This is a genomic window from Citrobacter sp. MGH 55 (assembly GCF_016906145.1).
GTDB lineage: Bacteria > Pseudomonadota > Gammaproteobacteria > Enterobacterales > Enterobacteriaceae > Citrobacter_A > Citrobacter_A amalonaticus.
In genome coordinates, this window is sequence record NZ_CP070239.1 from 1,509,364 (window position 1) to 1,527,198 (window position 17,835).

Annotated in this window: 14 protein-coding genes and 1 pseudogene; 9 read left to right on the plus strand and 6 right to left on the minus strand. The window is 54.7% G+C overall.

The features are described from left to right. Positions 1-179 precede the first annotated feature (179 nt). Positions 180-2,381 carry a primosomal protein N' gene (priA, locus tag JTI98_RS06145; protein WP_216082042.1) on the minus strand — a complete coding sequence of 734 codons (2,202 nt, stop codon included), beginning with the start codon at positions 2,379-2,381 and terminating at the stop codon, positions 180-182. Between the two features lie 202 nt (positions 2,382-2,583). Here priA and rpmE point away from each other — a divergent pair, with 202 nt between their 5' ends. The 3 genes from rpmE (at position 2,584) to JTI98_RS06160 (ending at position 5,445) form a co-directional block, all read left to right on the plus strand. Then, positions 2,584-2,796, plus strand: a complete 213-nt coding sequence (rpmE, locus tag JTI98_RS06150) for a 50S ribosomal protein L31 (protein ID WP_042325590.1) — start codon at positions 2,584-2,586, stop codon at positions 2,794-2,796. Between the two features lie 346 nt (positions 2,797-3,142). Continuing rightward, positions 3,143-3,823 carry an oligogalacturonate-specific porin KdgM family protein gene (locus JTI98_RS06155; protein WP_042998930.1) on the plus strand — a complete coding sequence of 227 codons (681 nt, stop codon included), beginning with the start codon at positions 3,143-3,145 and terminating at the stop codon, positions 3,821-3,823. Positions 3,824-3,912: 89 nt separating this feature from the next. After that, a complete protein-coding gene (locus JTI98_RS06160; RefSeq protein WP_044328859.1) occupies positions 3,913-5,445 on the plus strand; it encodes an MFS transporter in 1,533 nt (510 codons plus the stop codon). 67 nt (positions 5,446-5,512) lie between these two features. On the opposite strand, the gene metJ is transcribed toward JTI98_RS06160, so the two are convergent. Further along, a complete protein-coding gene (gene metJ / locus JTI98_RS06165; RefSeq protein WP_042325599.1) occupies positions 5,513-5,830 on the minus strand; it encodes a met regulon transcriptional regulator MetJ in 318 nt (105 codons plus the stop codon). Between the two features lie 277 nt (positions 5,831-6,107). Between metJ and metB the strand changes: the two genes are divergently transcribed. Continuing rightward, entirely contained in the window at positions 6,108-7,268 is a 1,161-nt protein-coding gene (gene metB / locus JTI98_RS06170; RefSeq protein WP_216082043.1) for a cystathionine gamma-synthase, read from the plus strand. 2 nt (positions 7,269-7,270) lie between these two features. After that, positions 7,271-9,703, plus strand: coding sequence for a bifunctional aspartate kinase/homoserine dehydrogenase II (gene metL, locus JTI98_RS06175; protein ID WP_042998933.1), 2,433 nt, complete (start codon positions 7,271-7,273; stop codon positions 9,701-9,703). 91 nt (positions 9,704-9,794) lie between these two features. Here the strand turns inward: metL and JTI98_RS06180 are convergent, their stop codons facing one another. Then, positions 9,795-10,166, minus strand: a complete 372-nt coding sequence (locus tag JTI98_RS06180) for a carboxymuconolactone decarboxylase family protein (RefSeq protein WP_216082044.1) — start codon at positions 10,164-10,166, stop codon at positions 9,795-9,797. Positions 10,167-10,253: 87 nt separating this feature from the next. On the opposite strand from JTI98_RS06180, the gene JTI98_RS06185 reads away from it, so the two are divergent. The 4 genes from JTI98_RS06185 to JTI98_RS06200 all read left to right on the plus strand — a co-directional run bounded on the left by JTI98_RS06185 (position 10,254) and on the right by JTI98_RS06200 (position 15,567). Then, the gene (locus tag JTI98_RS06185) at positions 10,254-11,159 is read left to right on the plus strand and encodes a LysR family transcriptional regulator (protein WP_216082045.1); all 906 of its coding nucleotides are present in this window, start codon (positions 10,254-10,256) and stop codon (positions 11,157-11,159) included. 157 nt (positions 11,160-11,316) lie between these two features. Then, on the plus strand, positions 11,317-12,207 hold the full coding sequence (gene metF / locus JTI98_RS06190) for a methylenetetrahydrofolate reductase (protein ID WP_042998936.1): 891 nt from the start codon (positions 11,317-11,319) through the stop codon (positions 12,205-12,207). A 165-nt stretch (positions 12,208-12,372) separates the two neighbouring features. Then, entirely contained in the window at positions 12,373-14,553 is a 2,181-nt protein-coding gene (katG, locus tag JTI98_RS06195; RefSeq protein WP_058587279.1) for a catalase/peroxidase HPI, read from the plus strand. Between the two features lie 108 nt (positions 14,554-14,661). Beyond that, complete coding sequence (locus JTI98_RS06200) at positions 14,662-15,567, plus strand: DMT family transporter (RefSeq protein ID WP_216082046.1); 906 nt, start codon at positions 14,662-14,664, stop codon at positions 15,565-15,567. 44 nt (positions 15,568-15,611) lie between these two features. On the opposite strand, the gene JTI98_RS06205 is transcribed toward JTI98_RS06200, so the two are convergent. The 3 genes and pseudogenes from JTI98_RS06205 to JTI98_RS06215 all read right to left on the minus strand — a co-directional run. Then, the gene (locus JTI98_RS06205; RefSeq protein ID WP_044265214.1) at positions 15,612-16,715 is read right to left on the minus strand and encodes a glycerol dehydrogenase; all 1,104 of its coding nucleotides are present in this window, start codon (positions 16,713-16,715) and stop codon (positions 15,612-15,614) included. 12 nt (positions 16,716-16,727) lie between these two features. After that, the gene (fsa, locus tag JTI98_RS06210; RefSeq protein ID WP_216082047.1) at positions 16,728-17,390 is read right to left on the minus strand and encodes a fructose-6-phosphate aldolase; all 663 of its coding nucleotides are present in this window, start codon (positions 17,388-17,390) and stop codon (positions 16,728-16,730) included. A gap of 11 nt (positions 17,391-17,401) precedes the next feature. Further along, a pseudogene (locus tag JTI98_RS06215) lies at positions 17,402-17,833 on the minus strand (PTS sugar transporter subunit IIA); the annotation flags it as partial. Positions 17,834-17,835 lie beyond the last annotated feature (2 nt).

Here is a 17,835-nt window from a genome sequence, read left to right on the forward strand (position 1 = left end):
AACACTGCTTATTCGGTTTCACTCTTTCTCCTCGCCTGGGAAATCCGGCGCAGCACAATCCCTGTTTAAATTCACATCGGAAACATTTTTATCAGATAGCGAATGGAAACGGTTACAGAATTTTCATAAAAAGTGTGATGGGTGTTAAATTTTACGATCCGCCTCGCATCGTGAGGGGGTTATCCCTCAATAGGATCGACATCCAGTATCCATTTCACCTTGCGTGAATCCGGTAAGGTATTGATGAGCGCGAGCGTTCCGCTGACGATATGTTGCAAACGAATTCGTGATGGATGTTGCAATAAAATCTGCCAGCGATAGCGTCCGCCGCGCTTCGGCGCCAGCGCCGGAACGGGGCCTAACACCCAGAGCTTGTCATCTGCCAGCGGGCTGGCCTGGATCAGATTACGCAGCTGCTGCAAAAACAGTGAAGCCTGCTGATTATTATGATCTTCAGCACGTACGATAACGTGGCTGGTCCACGGCGGCAGTTGCATCGTTTGGCGTTCGGCCAGCGCCTGTTCGGCAAATGCATCATAGCCTTTATGCAACAGAGTTTGCAGCAGCGGATGTTCCGGATGGTGAGTCTGCAAAACCACTTCCCCCTGTTTGCCTGCGCGTCCTGCGCGTCCGGACACCTGAGTATAAAGTTGGGCAAAGCGCTCCGCCGAGCGGAAGTCTGCGGAGAACAACGCGCCATCCACATCCAGCAGCGCAACCAGCGTCACATCAGGGAAGTGGTGACCTTTTGCCAGCATCTGGGTGCCGATCAGGATCCTTGCGCCGCCGCGATGTACTTCCGCCAGATGTTGCTCAAGCGATCCTTTTCGGCTGGTGGTGTCGCGGTCAATGCGGGAAATCGGCACGCCGGGAAAGAAGGGGGCTAAGGCTTGTTCAAGCTGCTCGGTGCCTAACCCGACCGGCACCATATGCGTGGAGCCGCAGGAGGGGCACTGACGCGGCACCGGGCGCTGACTGTCGCAGTGGTGGCAGCGCAAGTGGTGCTGCGCCTGGTGCAGGGTGTAGTAGTGATCGCAACGCGGACACTCTGCAATCCAGCCGCAGTCGTGGCAAAGCAACGCAGGCGCAAAACCCCGGCGGTTGAGGAATAAAATCACCTGGTTATCGGCCTGTAAATGCTGGCGCATACGGGCGATTAACGCCGGTGCCAGGCCTGCCTGCACCTGTTGACCTTTTAAATCGAGTACATGCTGAGTGGCGGGGCGTGCGTTTCCGGCACGGCGCGTCAGGCGCAGCATGCAGTATTTTTTCTGCCTGACATTGCAAAGCGTCTCAAGCGCCGGCGTTGCCGAGCCGAGGATAATCGGGATGCGTTCACTATGGGCGCGCCAGACCGCCAGATCGCGGGCATGGTAGCGCCAGCCTTCCTGCTGTTTATAGGAACTGTCGTGTTCTTCATCGATCACGATCACGCCAAGATTTTTAAACGGTGTAAATAAGGAGGAACGGGTGCCAATAACGATCGCGGCTTCGCCGTTTTTCGCCTTCAGCCAGGCAGAGAGGCGTTCGCTGTCGTTGAGAGCGGAGTGCAGCACTTCCACCGGCGCGTTGAAACGTTCGCGAAAGCGGGCGATGGTTTGCGGCGTCAGGCCAATTTCCGGCACCATTACCAGCGCCTGTTTACCCTGCGCGAGGACGTTTTCCAGTACGCTCAGGTAAACTTCGGTTTTACCTGAGCCCGTCACCCCGGCCAGCAGCCAGGCGGAGAAACTGTCTGACGCACTGTGAATGGCGCCAACGGCGGTGGCCTGTTCGGTGTTCAGGCGCAGACGTTCGCCGCAGACCGCGTAATTTGTGCGCCAGTCGCTAAAACCAGGCGTTTCGCTCGCCAGTTCGCACAAGCCTTTTTTACGCAGCGCCTGAAGCGCGGCATCGTTGAATTCGAGAGCAGTCACCTGATCGCGCCAGATTTTCCCCTGCCGTAACGCAGCCAGTGCCTGCTGCTGTTTGGGGGAACGCTTCAGGCTATTGAGATCAACCACCTGGCCCTCTTCGGTGGCAAACCAGTACCACATAGGCGCGTTGGTAGCTGGTTTCCCCTGACGCAACAGAATAGGCAGAGCGTGGAACAGCACATCGCCGATGGGATGATGATAATAATCCGCCGCCCAGATCAGCAGACGCCAGACAGAGGTCGAAAAGAGCGGTTCATCATCCAGCACGTCAACGATCGCTTTCAGTTCATTCAGCGGCAGCTCGCTTTTGTCGCTGACCGAAACCACGATCCCGACGCGCTCTTGCTGTTTGCCAAACGGCACGCGCACGCGACATCCTGCCTTGACGCTGCTCATGCCTTCCGGCAGAAGATAGTCAAAGGTGCGGGGAAGCGGAACGGGTAAGGCAACGCGCGCTACGGGCATAAATCGTCCTGACTTGAAATCTGGCGGGTTAGTATACACATTAGTCGTGGGTGACGAGCGAATCAGTTTGCATGAGTGGGCTAATTTCTGTATGATTCGCCGCCTTTGATGCAAATTGATTGTGTCAAACTATACTATCAACATCGCGTGGTGTCTGGCGTTAGGGCTGGAAGAGCGACGCGGCCTTAAACTGAGGTTTCCCATGAAAAAAGATATTCACCCGAAATACGAAGAAATTACTGCTACCTGTTCTTGCGGTAACGTCATGAAAATCCGCTCTACCGTTGGTCACGATCTGAACCTGGACGTGTGCGGTAAATGCCACCCGTTCTACACTGGCAAACAGCGTGACGTTGCAACCGGTGGCCGTGTTGACCGCTTCAACAAGCGTTTCAACATCCCGGGCAGCAAATAAGTTTCAGCTGTCAAAAAAAAGCGCCGTCTGGCGCTTTTTTTGTCTCTGAAATTTATCTGTTCCATATATATCATTAATGTCTTGAATAAATAACGCCATAGCAAATTGAAATGGTGTTTTTAATTTATCGATAAATTGTTTCTGTTGGTGATGTCTGTCTCTCTTATCTTCCTTTTTTTGCCATGATTTTTATTTGCTGGCAAAATTTAAAAGGTTTTAACTTTCCCACTTAAATAAACTTCACTTCGTAATATAAAATTATCCTTGTTTTCATCATTGCATTTTTATCGTTGTGATGTTGATAAGATCAGATTGTTTTTGATGTATTCTATTGAGAGGGATTGCTATGAAGCGTGGATATGCGTTATTACTTATTCCAATATTATCTGGAGCCGCTCATGCTGGCTACGTAGATTATCGTCATGAATATTATGACGACGGACGTAATTATGACCGTGTTTATATGTCCCATCGTTTTGCCAGTGGATTTGGCGTTGCGGTAGAAGCGATTTCGCGCTCTGATGATTCGGATCCAAAACATCCGGTTAATAACATGGAGACGAACGGTAACGAGTACACGGCCAGTTACCAGTTCACCTGGCAAGACCTTGTCTGGCAACCGGGACTGGCGATAGAAACAGATGAAGGTCAGGCAATCTATAAGCCGTACTTGCGTGTGCAATATAATATCAATGATAGCTGGTGGACGGCATTCCGCTATCGTTTTGAGTATACTCGTCGCAATTCAGAAGGCAGAGATGATCGAATGGTTTATCGCCCGGAGGCCTGGTTGGGCTATAACCTTCATGACTGGATGTTTGAACTGAACGGTATTTATAAAATCGCAGACAGTGAAGATTTATATAATAATAAAAAAGAAGACTATGAACTTAACTTTCGCGTTGCCTATAAAATAGGTTCCTGGATTCCTTTTGCTGAAGTGGGTAACGTCTCTTCCGGCTATAATACAGCGACAACCGACGATCGTCAGACACGTTATCGTATTGGTATTGGTTATACTTTCTGATTAATAAATTCTTCTCTATGACATATTCCTGTGCGGTAAGCGTATTTTTTTGCCGCGCGTACTTCATGCTTAATAATCAGGGAATCCAGATGAATAAGCGAAAAATAGGTCTTGTGAATTACCTTGCCTATGGCTCAGGTGATTGTCTTGGCGCAGGGACAACCGCGCTGACTGCGGCATGGTTATTATATTTTTTCACCACCTTTTGCGGATTAACACCAATAGAGGCGACGTTTATTTTTGCGATGGCGAGAATTTTGGATGCGGTGGTCAGTCCGCTGATGGGATATCTGACGGATAGCTTTGGCAATACGTGGTTGGGAAAACGATTTGGTCGACGGAAGTTCTTTATTTTACTGGGTATTCCCTGCGTTTTCTCCTATAGCCTGATGTGGATGGAGGGAATGAGCTACTGGTATTATCTGGCCGCCTATCTGTTGTTCGACGTGGTCTACACCATGATTTTGGTGCCTTATGAAACACTGGTTCCGGAAATGACCGACGACTTCAGGCAGAAAACGAAGTTTTCCGGGGCGCGTATCGCGATGGCGCAACTGTCAGCGATCCTGGCGGCTTTTTTACCCGGTATTTTGCTGAACCATTTTGGTAAGGACAATGCCATCTCCTTCTTTTACGCCAGCCTGGTGTTCGCCATTATGTGTGCCGTGGTGCTGACTTTCGTCTGGATCTTTACCTGGGAACGTGAACGTAGTGCGGAAGAGCTGGCGGTGCAGGCGCAAAAGCTGACTCTGGGGCAGAGTCTGCATCGCCTGGTGATTGAGCTGAGCTCAACGTTTCGCATTCGAATTTTTCGTCTGCATCTCGGGATGTATCTCGGCGGCTATATTGCGCAGGACGTTTTCAACGCCGTGTTTACCTATTACGTGGTGTTCGTGCTGATGCAAAGCCCAACGCTGGCGTCCAATCTCATGGGGACGATGGCGATCCTGCAGTTTATCGCCGTGATGGCGATGATCCCGCTGTGTATCCGTTTTGGCCCGGCGCCGTCGTATCGTGTGGTGGTGCTGCTGTTTGGTCTGGGCGCGCTGTCATACTCCGCACTGTACTATAGCGGGATGAGCGACAATTCGGCGCTGTTGCTGCTGATTTCCGCGGTGGCCGGTCTGGGGCGCGGCGGCATCAATTATATCCCGTGGAACATTTATACCTATATTGCGGATGTGGATGAGGTCATCACCGGACAGCGTCGCGAGGGGATATTTGCGGGCATCATGACCCTGACTCGCAAAGCGTCTCAGGCCGGTGCCGTAATGTTGGTCGGCATTGTGATGCAGTATTCCGGTTTTGTCTCAGGACAGGCCACTCAGGTGCCGGGTGTCAGCCATACCATCATGCTGATTCTGAGTTTCGGTACGGTGGCGGTGCTCTGCATGGGATTCCTGGTTTCACTGCGTTTTCGATTAAACCTGAAAACGCACAAAGTACTGCGCGAAGAGACACTGAAAATGCGTCAGGCCGGAGGGATTACCCCGGACGCGATCACACCTCAGGCGCGCCAGACCGTGGAGATGCTGGCTGGTATGCCGTACGAACAGCTGTGGGGAAACAATACGATTGGTTATGTAAACCGGCAGAAGGCGCAGTACCATCAGCCAGCCTGATCCGAGAGAGCCAAACCGATAATCACCATGAAAAAAAGCAGAAGCGTGGCTTCTGCTCTTTTCTGCATCAATATTCCCACGTCTCCGGGTCGATGCCGAGTTCACGCATAATCTCTTTTGCCGCTTCCGGGATTTCGTCGCTGCGCTCTTTGCGCAGGTCGGCATCGTTTGGCAGGGGTTGTCCGGTAAAAGCATGCAGAAACGCTTCACACAGCAGCTCGCTGTTGGTGGCGTGACGCAGGTTGTTCACCTGACGACGCGTGCGTTCATCGGTGAGGATTTTTAACACCTTCAGAGGAATGGAAACCGTAATTTTCTTTACTTGTTCACTCTTCTTACCGTGCTCAGCGTATGGGCTGATATATTCGCCGCTCCATTCAGCCATGAGATACCTTAATCCTCTTCGTCATTAATATGGGGTAAGACCGCACTTCTCGTATGGTTACTCACCGTAATTCCGCATAGTTTACCGTACAGGCGATACCGTGACACGGATTAAGCACCTGTAGTTGTGCGCTAATGCAGATAATTTTAACGGCTATTTCCAGTTTGCTCAATCTATACGCAAAGAAGTTTAGATGTCCAGATGTATTGACGTCTATTGTGAACCTGTTTACTCTGGGACCTGACTTTTCATCGACTCAGCTCAGGAACACCCTAACATGACGCGTAAACAGGCCACCATCGCAGTGCGTAGCGGGTTAAATGACGACGAACAGTACGGTTGCGTCGTTCCGCCGATTCACCTTTCCAGTACCTATAATTTTACCGGTTTTAATGAGCCGCGCGCCCATGACTACTCCCGCCGCGGCAACCCGACGCGCGATGTGGTTCAGCGTGCGCTGGCCGAACTGGAAGGCGGTGCGGGTGCGGTACTGACCAATACCGGTATGTCGGCGATTCATCTGGTGACGACCGTGTTCCTGAAGCCCGGAGATCTGCTGGTTGCGCCACATGACTGCTACGGCGGCAGCTACCGCCTGTTTGACAGCCTGGCGAAGCGCGGATGCTATTGCGTGCGCTTTGTCGATCAGGGAGATGAGCAGGCGTTGCAGGCCGCGCTGGCAGAAAAACCTAAACTGGTGCTGGTAGAAAGTCCGAGTAATCCGCTGTTACGCGTGGTGGATATTGCGAAAATCTGTCAACTGGCACGTGAAGCCGGGGCCGTCAGCGTTGTCGATAACACTTTTTTAAGCCCGGCGCTGCAAAATCCGCTGGCATTGGGCGCCGATCTGGTGTTGCATTCATGCACGAAATATCTGAATGGTCACTCTGACGTCGTGGCGGGCGTGGTGATAGCCAAAGATCCGGAGATCGTCACTGAACTGGCCTGGTGGGCGAATAATATCGGTGTGACCGGCAGCGCGTTTGACAGCTACCTGCTGCTGCGCGGGCTGCGTACGCTGTCGCCGCGCATGGAAGTGGCGCAGCGTAATGCACAGGCGATCGTCGATTACCTGCAAACCCAGCCGCTGGTGAAAAAGCTGTATCACCCGTCGCTGCCAGAAAATCAGGGGCATGACATTGCCGCGCGGCAGCAGAAAGGCTTTGGCGCAATGTTGAGTTTTGAACTGGATGGCGATGAGCAGACGCTGCGTCGTTTCCTGAGTGGGCTGTCGTTGTTTACGCTGGCGGAATCTTTAGGGGGAGTGGAAAGCTTAATCTCTCACGCCGCAACGATGACGCATGCTGGCATGGCGCCAGAAGCGCGTGCGGCCGCCGGGATCTCCGAGACGCTGCTGCGTATCTCCACGGGTATTGAAGATGGCGAAGATTTAATTGCCGACCTGGAAAATGGCTTCCGGGCTGCAAACAAGGGGTAAACATGAGTGTGATTGCGCAGGCAGGGGCGAAGGGTCGTCAACTGCACAAATTTGGTGGTAGTAGTCTGGCTGACGTGAAGTGTTATCTGCGCGTCGCGGGCATCATGGCGGAATACTCACAGCCTGACGACATGATGGTGGTTTCCGCTGCGGGCAGTACGACCAACCAACTGATCAGTTGGCTGAAATTAAGTCAGACCGATCGCCTCTCTGCGCATCAGGTGCAACAGACCCTGCGACGCTATCAATGTGAACTGATTAGCGGCCTGCTTCCCGCCGACGTGGCGGAGGCATTAACCAGCCTGTTTATCAGCGATCTGGAACGTCTGGCCAATCTGCTGGACAGCGGCGTGAATGACGCCGTTTATGCGGAAGTCGTGGGCCACGGTGAAGTATGGTCAGCGCGTCTGATGTCGGCTGTGCTCAATCAGCAGGGCATGGAGTCGGCCTGGCTGGATGCGCGTGAATTCTTACGCGCTGAGCGCGCTGCGCAACCGCAGGTGGATGAAGGGCTTTCTTACCCGTTATTACAGCAACTGCTGATCCAGCATCCGCAGAAACGTCTGGTCGTGACCGGTTTTATCAGTCGTAGTAATGCGGGTGAAACGGTGCTACTGGGCCGTAATGGTTCTGACTACTCCGCCACGCAGATCGGTGCGCTGGCAGGAGTGTCTCGCGTCACCATCTGGAGTGATGTGGCCGGGGTTTACAGCGCAGACCCGCGTAAAGTCAAAGATGCCTGCCTGCTGCCGCTGCTGCGTCTGGATGAAGCCAGCGAGCTGGCGCGTCTGGCGGCACCGGTTCTGCACGCCCGTACGCTGCAGCCGGTTTCTGGCAGCGATATCGATCTTCAGTTGCGCTGTAGTTATACGCCAGATCAAGGCTCCACGCGCATTGAGCGTGTATTAGCTTCCGGGACCGGTGCGCGTATCGTGACCAGCCATGATGACGTCTGCCTGATTGAATTTCAGGTGCCCGCCAGCCATGACTTTAAGCAGGCGCATAAAGATATCGATCAGGTCCTCAAGCGTGCACAGGTGCGTCCGCTGGCCGTTGGCGTCCATACCGATCGTCATCTGCTGCAGTTTTGCTATACCTCGGAAGTGGCCGACAGTGCCCTGCGAATCCTCGATGAAGCCGGTCTGCCGGGTGAACTGCGATTGCGTCAGGGGCTGGCGCTGGTGGCGATGGTGGGCGCAGGCGTCACCCGTAACCCGCTGCACTGCCATCGTTTCTGGCAACAGTTGAAAGGACAGCCGGTAGAATTTACCTGGCAGTCGGAAGAGGGCATCAGCCTGGTGGCCGTACTGCGTACCGGCCCAACGGAGAGCCTGATTCAGGGTCTGCATCAGTCCATATTCCGCGCTGAAAAACGCATCGGCCTTGTGCTTTTCGGCAAGGGCAACATCGGCTCCCGCTGGCTTGAGCTGTTTGCCCGCGAGCAGAGCACGCTCTCGGCGCGTACCGGATTTGAATTTGTGCTGGCCGGGGTGGTGGATAGCCGTCGCAGCCTGCTGAACTACGAAGGGCTGGACGCCAGCCGGGCGCTGGCGTTCTTCAATGATGAAGCCATTGAACAGGATGAAGAGTCGCTGTTCCTGTGGATGCGCGCGCATCCGTATGACGATCTGGTGGTGCTGGATGTGACCGCCAGCGAACAGCTCGCCGATCAGTATCTCGACTTTGCCAGCCACGGTTTTCACGTGATTAGTGCGAACAAACTGGCCGGTGCAAGCACCAGCAATAAGTATCGCCAGATCCACGACGCGTTTGATAAGACCGGGCGCCACTGGCTGTATAACGCGACCGTGGGTGCGGGGTTGCCGATCAACCACACCGTACGCGATCTGATCGACAGCGGCGACACCATCCTGTCGATCAGCGGGATCTTCTCCGGCACGCTGTCCTGGCTGTTCCTGCAGTTTGATGGCTCTGTGCCGTTTACCGATCTGGTGGATCAGGCCTGGCAACAGGGACTGACGGAGCCGGATCCGCGCGTTGACCTGTCGGGTAAAGATGTGATGCGCAAGCTGGTGATTCTGGCACGCGAAGCAGGCTACGACATCGAGCCGGATCAGGTCCGCGTTGAGTCGCTGGTTCCCGCGCATTGTGAAGAAGGCTCAATCGACCACTTCTTTGAGAATGGCGATGAGCTGAACGATCAAATGGTGCAGCGTCTGGAAGCGGCCCGTGAAATGGGGCTGGTACTGCGCTATGTGGCGCGTTTCGACGCCAATGGCAAAGCGCGTGTTGGCGTGGAAGCGGTTCGCCCGGAGCATCCGCTGGCAGCGCTGCTGCCGTGCGATAACGTCTTTGCTATCGAAAGCCGCTGGTATCGCGATAACCCGTTAGTGATCCGCGGGCCCGGTGCCGGGCGTGACGTCACTGCCGGGGCGATTCAGTCGGATATTAACCGTCTGGCGCAGCTGCTGTAGTTTTTTGCCGGATGGCGCAGTGCGCTTATCCGGCCGATGGTTCGGGCGTAATTCAGGCCGGATAAGATGCTTCAGCATCCTGTCCGGCGTGTTACCGACCAGCAAACACCTCTTTTGCGGCGAACAGACCGTTCAGCGCCGCCGGGAAACCGGCATACACTGCCATCTGCATCATGACCTCAATAATCTCCTCCTGCGTTAACCCGACATGCAGCGCGGCAGCAATGTGAACCTTCAACTGCGGTGCGGCGTTGCCCAGTGCGGTTAAGGCGGCGACGGTGGCGATTTCCCGACTGCGTAAATCCAGTCCGGGGCGGGAATAAATGTCGCCAAAAGGAAACTCAATCAGATAGCGAGCGAAGTCGGGAGCGATGTCCTTCAGGCTCTCGACGACGGCATCGCCGCCTTTGCCATCAACCTGCTTTAGCATGTTCTGACCGGTGATAAAGCGTTCTGAATGCATAGTGTCTTCCTCATCTGTTAGTGATGACGTGAGGATAGGGTGGGTGGAATGATTTGGATAATACCGTTTCCGTGATACCTTTTCGGTATGACAACACCGCTTCTGCACTCTCTGGATATTCGCCTGCTGCGTTACTTTGCCGTGGTGGCGGAAGAGAACAACATGAGCCGGGCAGCCCTGCGACTGTTTATGTCGCAACCGCCGCTTAGCCGCCATATACGCCAACTTGAAGAACGTCTGGGGGTGGCGCTGTTTGTCCGTCATACCAAAGGGTTGACGCTGACGAATGAGGGGCTGCGCGTGCTGGAGATCGTGCGTCCGCTGCTGGAACAGCAGGATAAAACCTATGCGGCCCTGAATCAGCTTGCGCCAGACGGCGTGCAGTCGTTGCGTCTGGGGCTGACGACGGCATTTGAGCAGGGCGTTTTCGCCGCGCTGGAAACGCAACTGAATACCCGGGTTGATACCCTGCGTCTTGTGCGCCAGGGCTCGCCCGATCTCATACGTCAGGTGCGACGCGGAAAACTGGATGCTGCCGTGGTGGCGTTGCCGCTGGAGACCGCAGGACTTGCCATCACGCCGCTCGACTGGCGTGAGCCGCTCATCGCAGCGCTACCTGCCATTTGGTCAGAGGCTGGCAGTGACACCCTCTCCCTGAAAGCACTTAATCACCGGCCGCTGTTCTGGTTTAGCCGGGAACGAAATCCGGCCTTCTTTGACGCTACGCGGGCACGCTTTAGGCGTGTGGGTTACGCTCCTGCCTGTCTTGAAGAGCCGCTGGAGCATGACGTTCTGCTGGCGCGAATAGCCCATGGCGATGGTCTGAGCTTATTCCCTGCTTCCTTTGCCGCTATTCAGCGTCAGGGCGTGGTTTTTCGACCACTGAGCGAGGGTGAACTCAGCATTCAGGCGGGGCTGGCGATGTTGCCGGAGAACGCTGCCCGCTTACAATGGCTGAAAAGCATGATGCTGTCCGCTGGTATAGCCCACTAACGTGAATTTTTTTCATCTTCCCTGACTTTTCCTCACCATCAACGATGATTTTTCAGTTGACGTCATCGTGCTTTTCCGTCATTTTTACATCTGGACGTCTAAACGGATAGATGTTCACAACACAACATATAATGACAAGCGATTGATGAGGTAAGGTATGAGCTTTTTTCACGCCAACCAGCGGGAAGCCCTGAATCAGAGCCTGGCGGAAGTCCAGGGTCAGATTAACGTTTCGTTCGAGTTTTTCCCGCCGCGCACCAGTGAAATGGAGCAAACCCTGTGGAATTCCATCGATCGCCTGAGCAGCCTGAAGCCGAAGTTTGTTTCGGTAACCTACGGCGCCAACTCTGGCGAACGCGACCGTACGCACAGCATCATCAAAGGGATTAAAGATCGCACCGGTCTGGAAGCCGCACCGCACCTGACCTGTATTGATGCGACCCGCGATGAACTGCGTACTATTGCACAGGACTACTGGAACAACGGAATCCGACACATTGTTGCGCTGCGTGGCGATTTGCCGGCAGGCAGCGGTAAGCCCGATATGTATGCTGCCGACCTGGTGAGCCTGCTGAAAGAGGTGGCCGACTTTGATATCTCCGTCGCCGCTTACCCGGAAGTGCATCCGGAAGCGAAAAGCGCGCAGGCGGATCTGCTCAACCTGAAACGTAAAGTGGATGCCGGGGCGAACCGCGCCATTACCCAATTTTTCTTTGACGTCGAAAGCTACCTGCGTTTTCGTGACCGCTGCGTCTCTGCGGGTATCGACGTGGAAATCATCCCTGGCATTCTGCCGGTCTCGAACTTTAAGCAGGCGAAGAAGTTTGCCGATATGACCAATGTGCGCATTCCGGCGTGGATGTCACAGATGTTTAATGGCCTCGATGACGATGCGGAAACCCGTAAGCTGGTGGGAGCAAATATCGCCATGGACATGGTGAAAATTTTAAGCCGGGAAGGCGTAAAAGACTTTCATTTCTATACACTTAACCGCGCTGAAATGAGTTATGCCATTTGCCACACCCTGGGTGTCAGACCCGGTATCTAAATGCCTCGGCCCTCCCCGGAGGGCTTTATTACACCTCATTTTGATCTACATCTCTGTAACTAAAAATATAAAAGGTATCGGCTATCGAATCTGTGGATTTTTTCGACTATATCTTATCTCTGTAGGTGTATATCGTAATGTAAACACTGTAAAGGGAGCATATAGATGAGCACGCCAGACGATATCCATAACCCGACGTCCGCCGGAAAATGTCCTTTTCATCAGGGCGGCCATGACCAGAGCGCTGGAGCAGGAACAACCAGCCGTGACTGGTGGCCTAACCAGCTCCGCGTCGACTTGTTAAACCAACATTCCAATCGCTCAAACCCGCTGGGTGAAGATTTCGATTACCGCAAAGAATTCAGCAAATTAGATTATTCCGCGCTGAAAGGCGATCTCAGAGCGCTTCTCACCGAATCTCAACCGTGGTGGCCTGCTGACTGGGGAACGTATGCCGGTCTGTTTATCCGCATGGCCTGGCACGGGGCTGGTACCTATCGTTCCGTTGACGGACGCGGCGGCGCAGGTCGCGGACAGCAGCGTTTTGCTCCCCTGAACTCCTGGCCGGATAACGTGAGTCTGGACAAGGCGCGTCGTCTGCTGTGGCCAATCAAGCAAAAATACGGACAAAAAATTTCCTGGGCCGACCTGTTTATTCTGGCGGGTAATGTTGCGCTGGAAAACTCCGGCTTCCGTACCTTTGGTTTCGGTGCGGGTCGTGAGGACGTCTGGGAACCGGATCTGGATGTAAACTGGGGCGATGAGAAAACGTGGCTTGCCCACCGTGACCCGGAAGAACTGGCTAAACGTCCTTTAGCCGCCACCGAGATGGGGCTGATCTATGTTAACCCGGAAGGTCCTAACGCCAGCGGTGAACCGCTTTCGGCGGCTTCAGCGATTCGTGCAACCTTTGGCAACATGGGGATGAACGACGAAGAGACCGTTGCGTTGATTGCCGGCGGTCACACATTAGGGAAAACCCACGGCGCAGGCCCGGCGACGCACGTCGGCCCGGACCCGGAAGTGGCACCGATCGAAAACCAGGGTTTAGGCTGGAAAAGTGATTTTGGTAGCGGTGTGGGCGCGGATGCGATTACATCCGGGCTGGAAGTGGTCTGGACGCAAACCCCAACCCAGTGGAGCAACTACTTCTTCGAGAACCTGTTCAAATATGAGTGGGTACAGACGCGCAGTCCGGCTGGTGCCATCCAGTTTGAAGCAGTCGATGCGCCAGAAATCATTCCTGATCCATTCGACCCGTCGAAAAAACGTAAGCCGACGATGCTGGTCACCGACCTGACGCTGCGTTTTGATCCGGAATTCGAAAAAATTTCCCGTCGTTTCCTGAACGATCCGCAGGCGTTTAACGAAGCCTTCGCCCGTGCGTGGTTCAAACTGACCCACCGTGATATGGGGCCGAAAGCGCGTTACATCGGACCGGAAGTGCCAAAAGAAGATCTGATTTGGCAGGACCCGCTGCCGCAACCCACCTTCAATCCAACGGAAGAAGATATCCTGAGCCTGAAGTCTGCCATTGCGGATTCCGGTCTCTCTGTCGGTGAACTGGTGTCCGTTGCGTGGGCGTCTGCGTCGACCTTCCGCGGGGGAGATAAACGTGGCGGGGCGAACGGTGCGCGTCTGGCATTAGCGCCGCAGCGCGGCTGGGATGTCAATGCGATTGCTACGCGTGCGTTGCCGGTTCTGGAGAAAATCCAGCGTGATTTCGCTAAAGCGTCGCTGGCCGATATCATTGTTCTTGCCGGTGTCGTGGGGGTTGAAAAAGCCGCCAGCGCTGCAGGTGTCAGCATTCATGTGCCGTTTACGCCTGGTCGTGTGGATGCGCGTCAGGATCAGACAGATATTGAGATGTTTGAGCTCCTCAAACCGATCGCCGATGGGTTCCGTAACTATCGCGGTGAACCTGGCGTGGCAACAACAGAGTCTCTGCTGATCGATAAAGCGCAGCAGTTGACTCTGACCGCACCAGAAATGACCGTGCTGGTGGGTGGTCTGCGCGTGCTTGGCGCGAACTACGACGGCAGTAAACATGGTGTCTTTACCGATCGTCCGGGTGTACTCAGCAATGACTTCTTCGTCAACCTGCTGGATATGCGTCACGAATGGAAACCGGTTGATGAGTCAAACGAACAGTTTGAAGGTCGCGATCGTCAGACAGGTGAAGTGAAATACACCGCTTCTCGTGCGGACCTGGTTTTTGGCTCTCATGCGGTGCTGCGTGCTCTGGCGGAAGTGTATGCCGGTAGCGATGCGCACGTGAAGTTCGTGAAGGACTTTGTTGCGGCATGGGTGAAAGTGATGAACCTGGACCGTTTCGACCTGCAGTAAGCCCACCCCTGATGTAATCTGACCCCACTTCAGCGACGGCTTGCAGTCGCTGAAGTGTATTTGTAGGGGTATAGTGTCCGCAGGAAACGTCAATCTACTGGATCTATCATGTCTGTCTCAGGAAAGGGCAATCCACTGGCAATCGGTGGTCTTATCTTGCTTACCCTTATCTGGAGCTATAGCTGGATTTTTATGAAGCAGGTCACGAGCTATATCGGCGCGTTCGACTTCACTGCATTACGCTGTATCTTCGGAGCCTTCATATTATTCCTCGTCCTCCTTTTGCGCGGCCGTGGCCTGCGCCCGACGCCGTTTCGGTTTACGCTGGCGATTGCGCTGTTGCAGACCTGCGGGATGATTGGCTTCGGTCAGTGGGCGCTGGTCAGCGGCGGGGCGGGGAAAGTCGCTATCCTGACCTATACTATGCCGTTTTGGGTCGTCATTCTGGCGGCGCTGTTTCTGGGTGAGCGACTGCGACGCCTGCAATACGCCGCGATTGCTATTGCCGCAATAGGGTTACTGCTGGTGCTGCAACCGTGGCAACTGAATTTATCAACGTTGAAAAGCGCTCTGCTGGCGATTCTCTCCGGAGTCAGCTGGGGAGCGAGCGCCATTGTCGCTAAACGTCTTTATACCCGCCATCCACGCGTCGATTTGCTGTCGTTAACGGCCTGGCAGATGTTGTATGCCGCGCTGGTGATGAGTGCGGTGGCCTGGCTGGTGCCGCAGCGGGAAGTTGACTGGCAGCCGGTGGTCCTCTGGGCGCTGGGATATAGCGCGATTCTGGCGACGGCGCTGGCCTGGAGTTTGTGGCTGTTTGTCCTGAAGAATTTGCCTGCCAGTATCGCCAGCTTAAGCACCCTGGCGGTGCCGGTCTGTAGCGTGTTGTTTTCCTGGTGGCTGCTTGGTGAAAACCCCGGTCCCGTTGAGGGTGGGGGAATTGTGCTGATCGTTATGGCGCTGGCAATTGTCAGCCGGAAAAAGCGTAAGGTGCAGGTGGTCGAACAGGCCTAATGAGATAAGAAACACTCCCGGCGAGGCCGGGAGTGTAGAGCGTGTTATTCCCACTCTTGCAGATAGCGCTGACCGTACTGGTCGGCAACCAACAGTGCGGCATAAACCTGATCCGGCGTAGCGCCGCCAGGCATGTTGTGAATGGTTTCGCCTTTCGCGCAGGAGGCTTCTGCCACAATACGCATCTTCGCCGGGATATCCTGTTTGATATCCAGTTGCGCCAGCGTAATCGGCAGACCGACGGAATGGCACAGTGCGGCAACGGTCTCAATCTCTTCAACCGGCGCGTTTTCCAGAATCAGCTGCGTCAGCGTACCAAAGGCCACTTTTTCACCGTGATAATAGTGATGCGCATCCGGGATCGCCGTCAGACCGTTGTGAACCGCGTGCGCGGCAGCCAGACCGCCGCTTTCAAAGCCGACGCCACTCAGATAGGTGTTGGCCTCAATCACGCGCTCAAGCGCCGGGGTCACGACATGCTGCTCGGCGGCGAGCATTGCTTTTTCACCCTCTTCGAGCAGCGTGTTGTAGCACAGTTCAGCCAGCGCCAGCGCCGCCTGAGTGCATTTGCCGCCCGCCATGGTGATCGCGCCGCTGCGTGAACACGCGCGTGCTTCAAACCACGTGGCCAGCGCATCACCAATCCCTGCGGCTAACAGACGCGCCGGGGCGCCGGCAACGATTTTGGTGTCGACGATAACCATATGCGGGTTGTGCGGTAGCAGCAGATAACGGTCAAATTCACCAGCATCGGTGTAGATAACGGAAAGCGCGCTGCAGGGCGCATCCGTTGAGGCGATGGTCGGGGCGATCGCCACAGGCAGGTTCATAAAGTGGGCAAGGGCTTTGGCGGTATCCAGCGTTTTACCGCCGCCGATGCCGAGCACCGCGCCACACTGCGCATTTTCCGCCACGCTGCGCAAACGGTCGATCTCGTTTTGCGAGCATTCACCGCCAAACGGCGCGACTTCCAGCGCCAGTCCTGCGTTTTTAAAGCTTTTTTCCAGTTCGCCCTGAGCGAAACCGAGAACAAATTTGTCGCCGACAACCAGCCAACGTTCAGCCAACGGCTTGAGGTATTCGCCAAGACGAGTGATGACATCTGCACCCTGAATGTACTTACCAGGGGATTGAATAATGCGATCCATACCTTATTTCCCTCACAGGTTGATGTTACCGAATGCGTTTTTCCAGTCTTGCTCAAACTTCTCAACAGCTGACTCTACCGCAGGGGTATCGAGCATTTGTTGCGCTACATCTAAAGGAAGGGTGATTGCTTCACAGCCCACCAGCAGACAGTCCAGCGCCTGGCGCGGGGTCTTGAAACTGGCGGCCAGCACTTTGCTTTTCGGGGCATGACGTTCCAGTAGCGTCTGTAATTCCTGAACGGTGCGAATACCGTCTCCGCCCTGGGCATCAACGCGGTTGACGTAAGGCGCGACATATTTTGCCCCCGCCAGCGCGGCAAGTAGTCCCTGAGAGGCGCTGTACACGGCGGTTCCCAGGGTGACTATGCCCTCTTTTTTCAACTGCTTGATGGCGACCAGTCCTTCAGAGTTTACCGGGATTTTCACCACAATTCCCGGAACGGCATTGTTCAGACGTTTAGCTTCGTTCACCATTCCCTGCGCATCGCGACTCATGGTCTGGGCAAACAGAACGCCGTTTTCGCCAATCACCTTTTGCAGACGCGGCAGAACATCCCAGATGGATTCTTTGCTTGCCGCGATAATACTCGGGTTGGTCGTCACCCCGGCGATAGGGAAGATGCGGGCCAGACGTTCGACTTCCGCCACATTGGCGCTATCCAGATACAGTTCCATTTTGCTTCCTCTTAAAGTTCAAGCTCATGTTGCAGCAGGCTGGCAATCGCGTCGGCAGACGCGGCATTCACCAGCGCATTGCGAAATTCTTCGTGCATAATGCGACGGGCCAGGCGTGAGAAAATACGCATGTGCTGGTCCCCCGCCGCGTGTTTGTTGAGCGTTAGCATGATGATGAACTGCGCCTCGTCATCTCCCCAGCGGACAGGCGCTTTCAGGCGTGCCACGCTGATAGTGGACTGCTCAATGTGTTCAGATTTGCTGTGCGGAATGGCGAAGCTGAAGCCCAGCCCGGTAGAGAATACTGCCTCACGAGCCCACAGATCGGCTTCCAGTTTGCGGGGGTAGCGGCAGCGGCTGGCGAGCAGCAGGTTGTCGGTCATCCCTTTGATTACCTCTTCTTTGCTACGCCAGTCGCTGTCGAGGGTGATGCACTGGGCGGTGC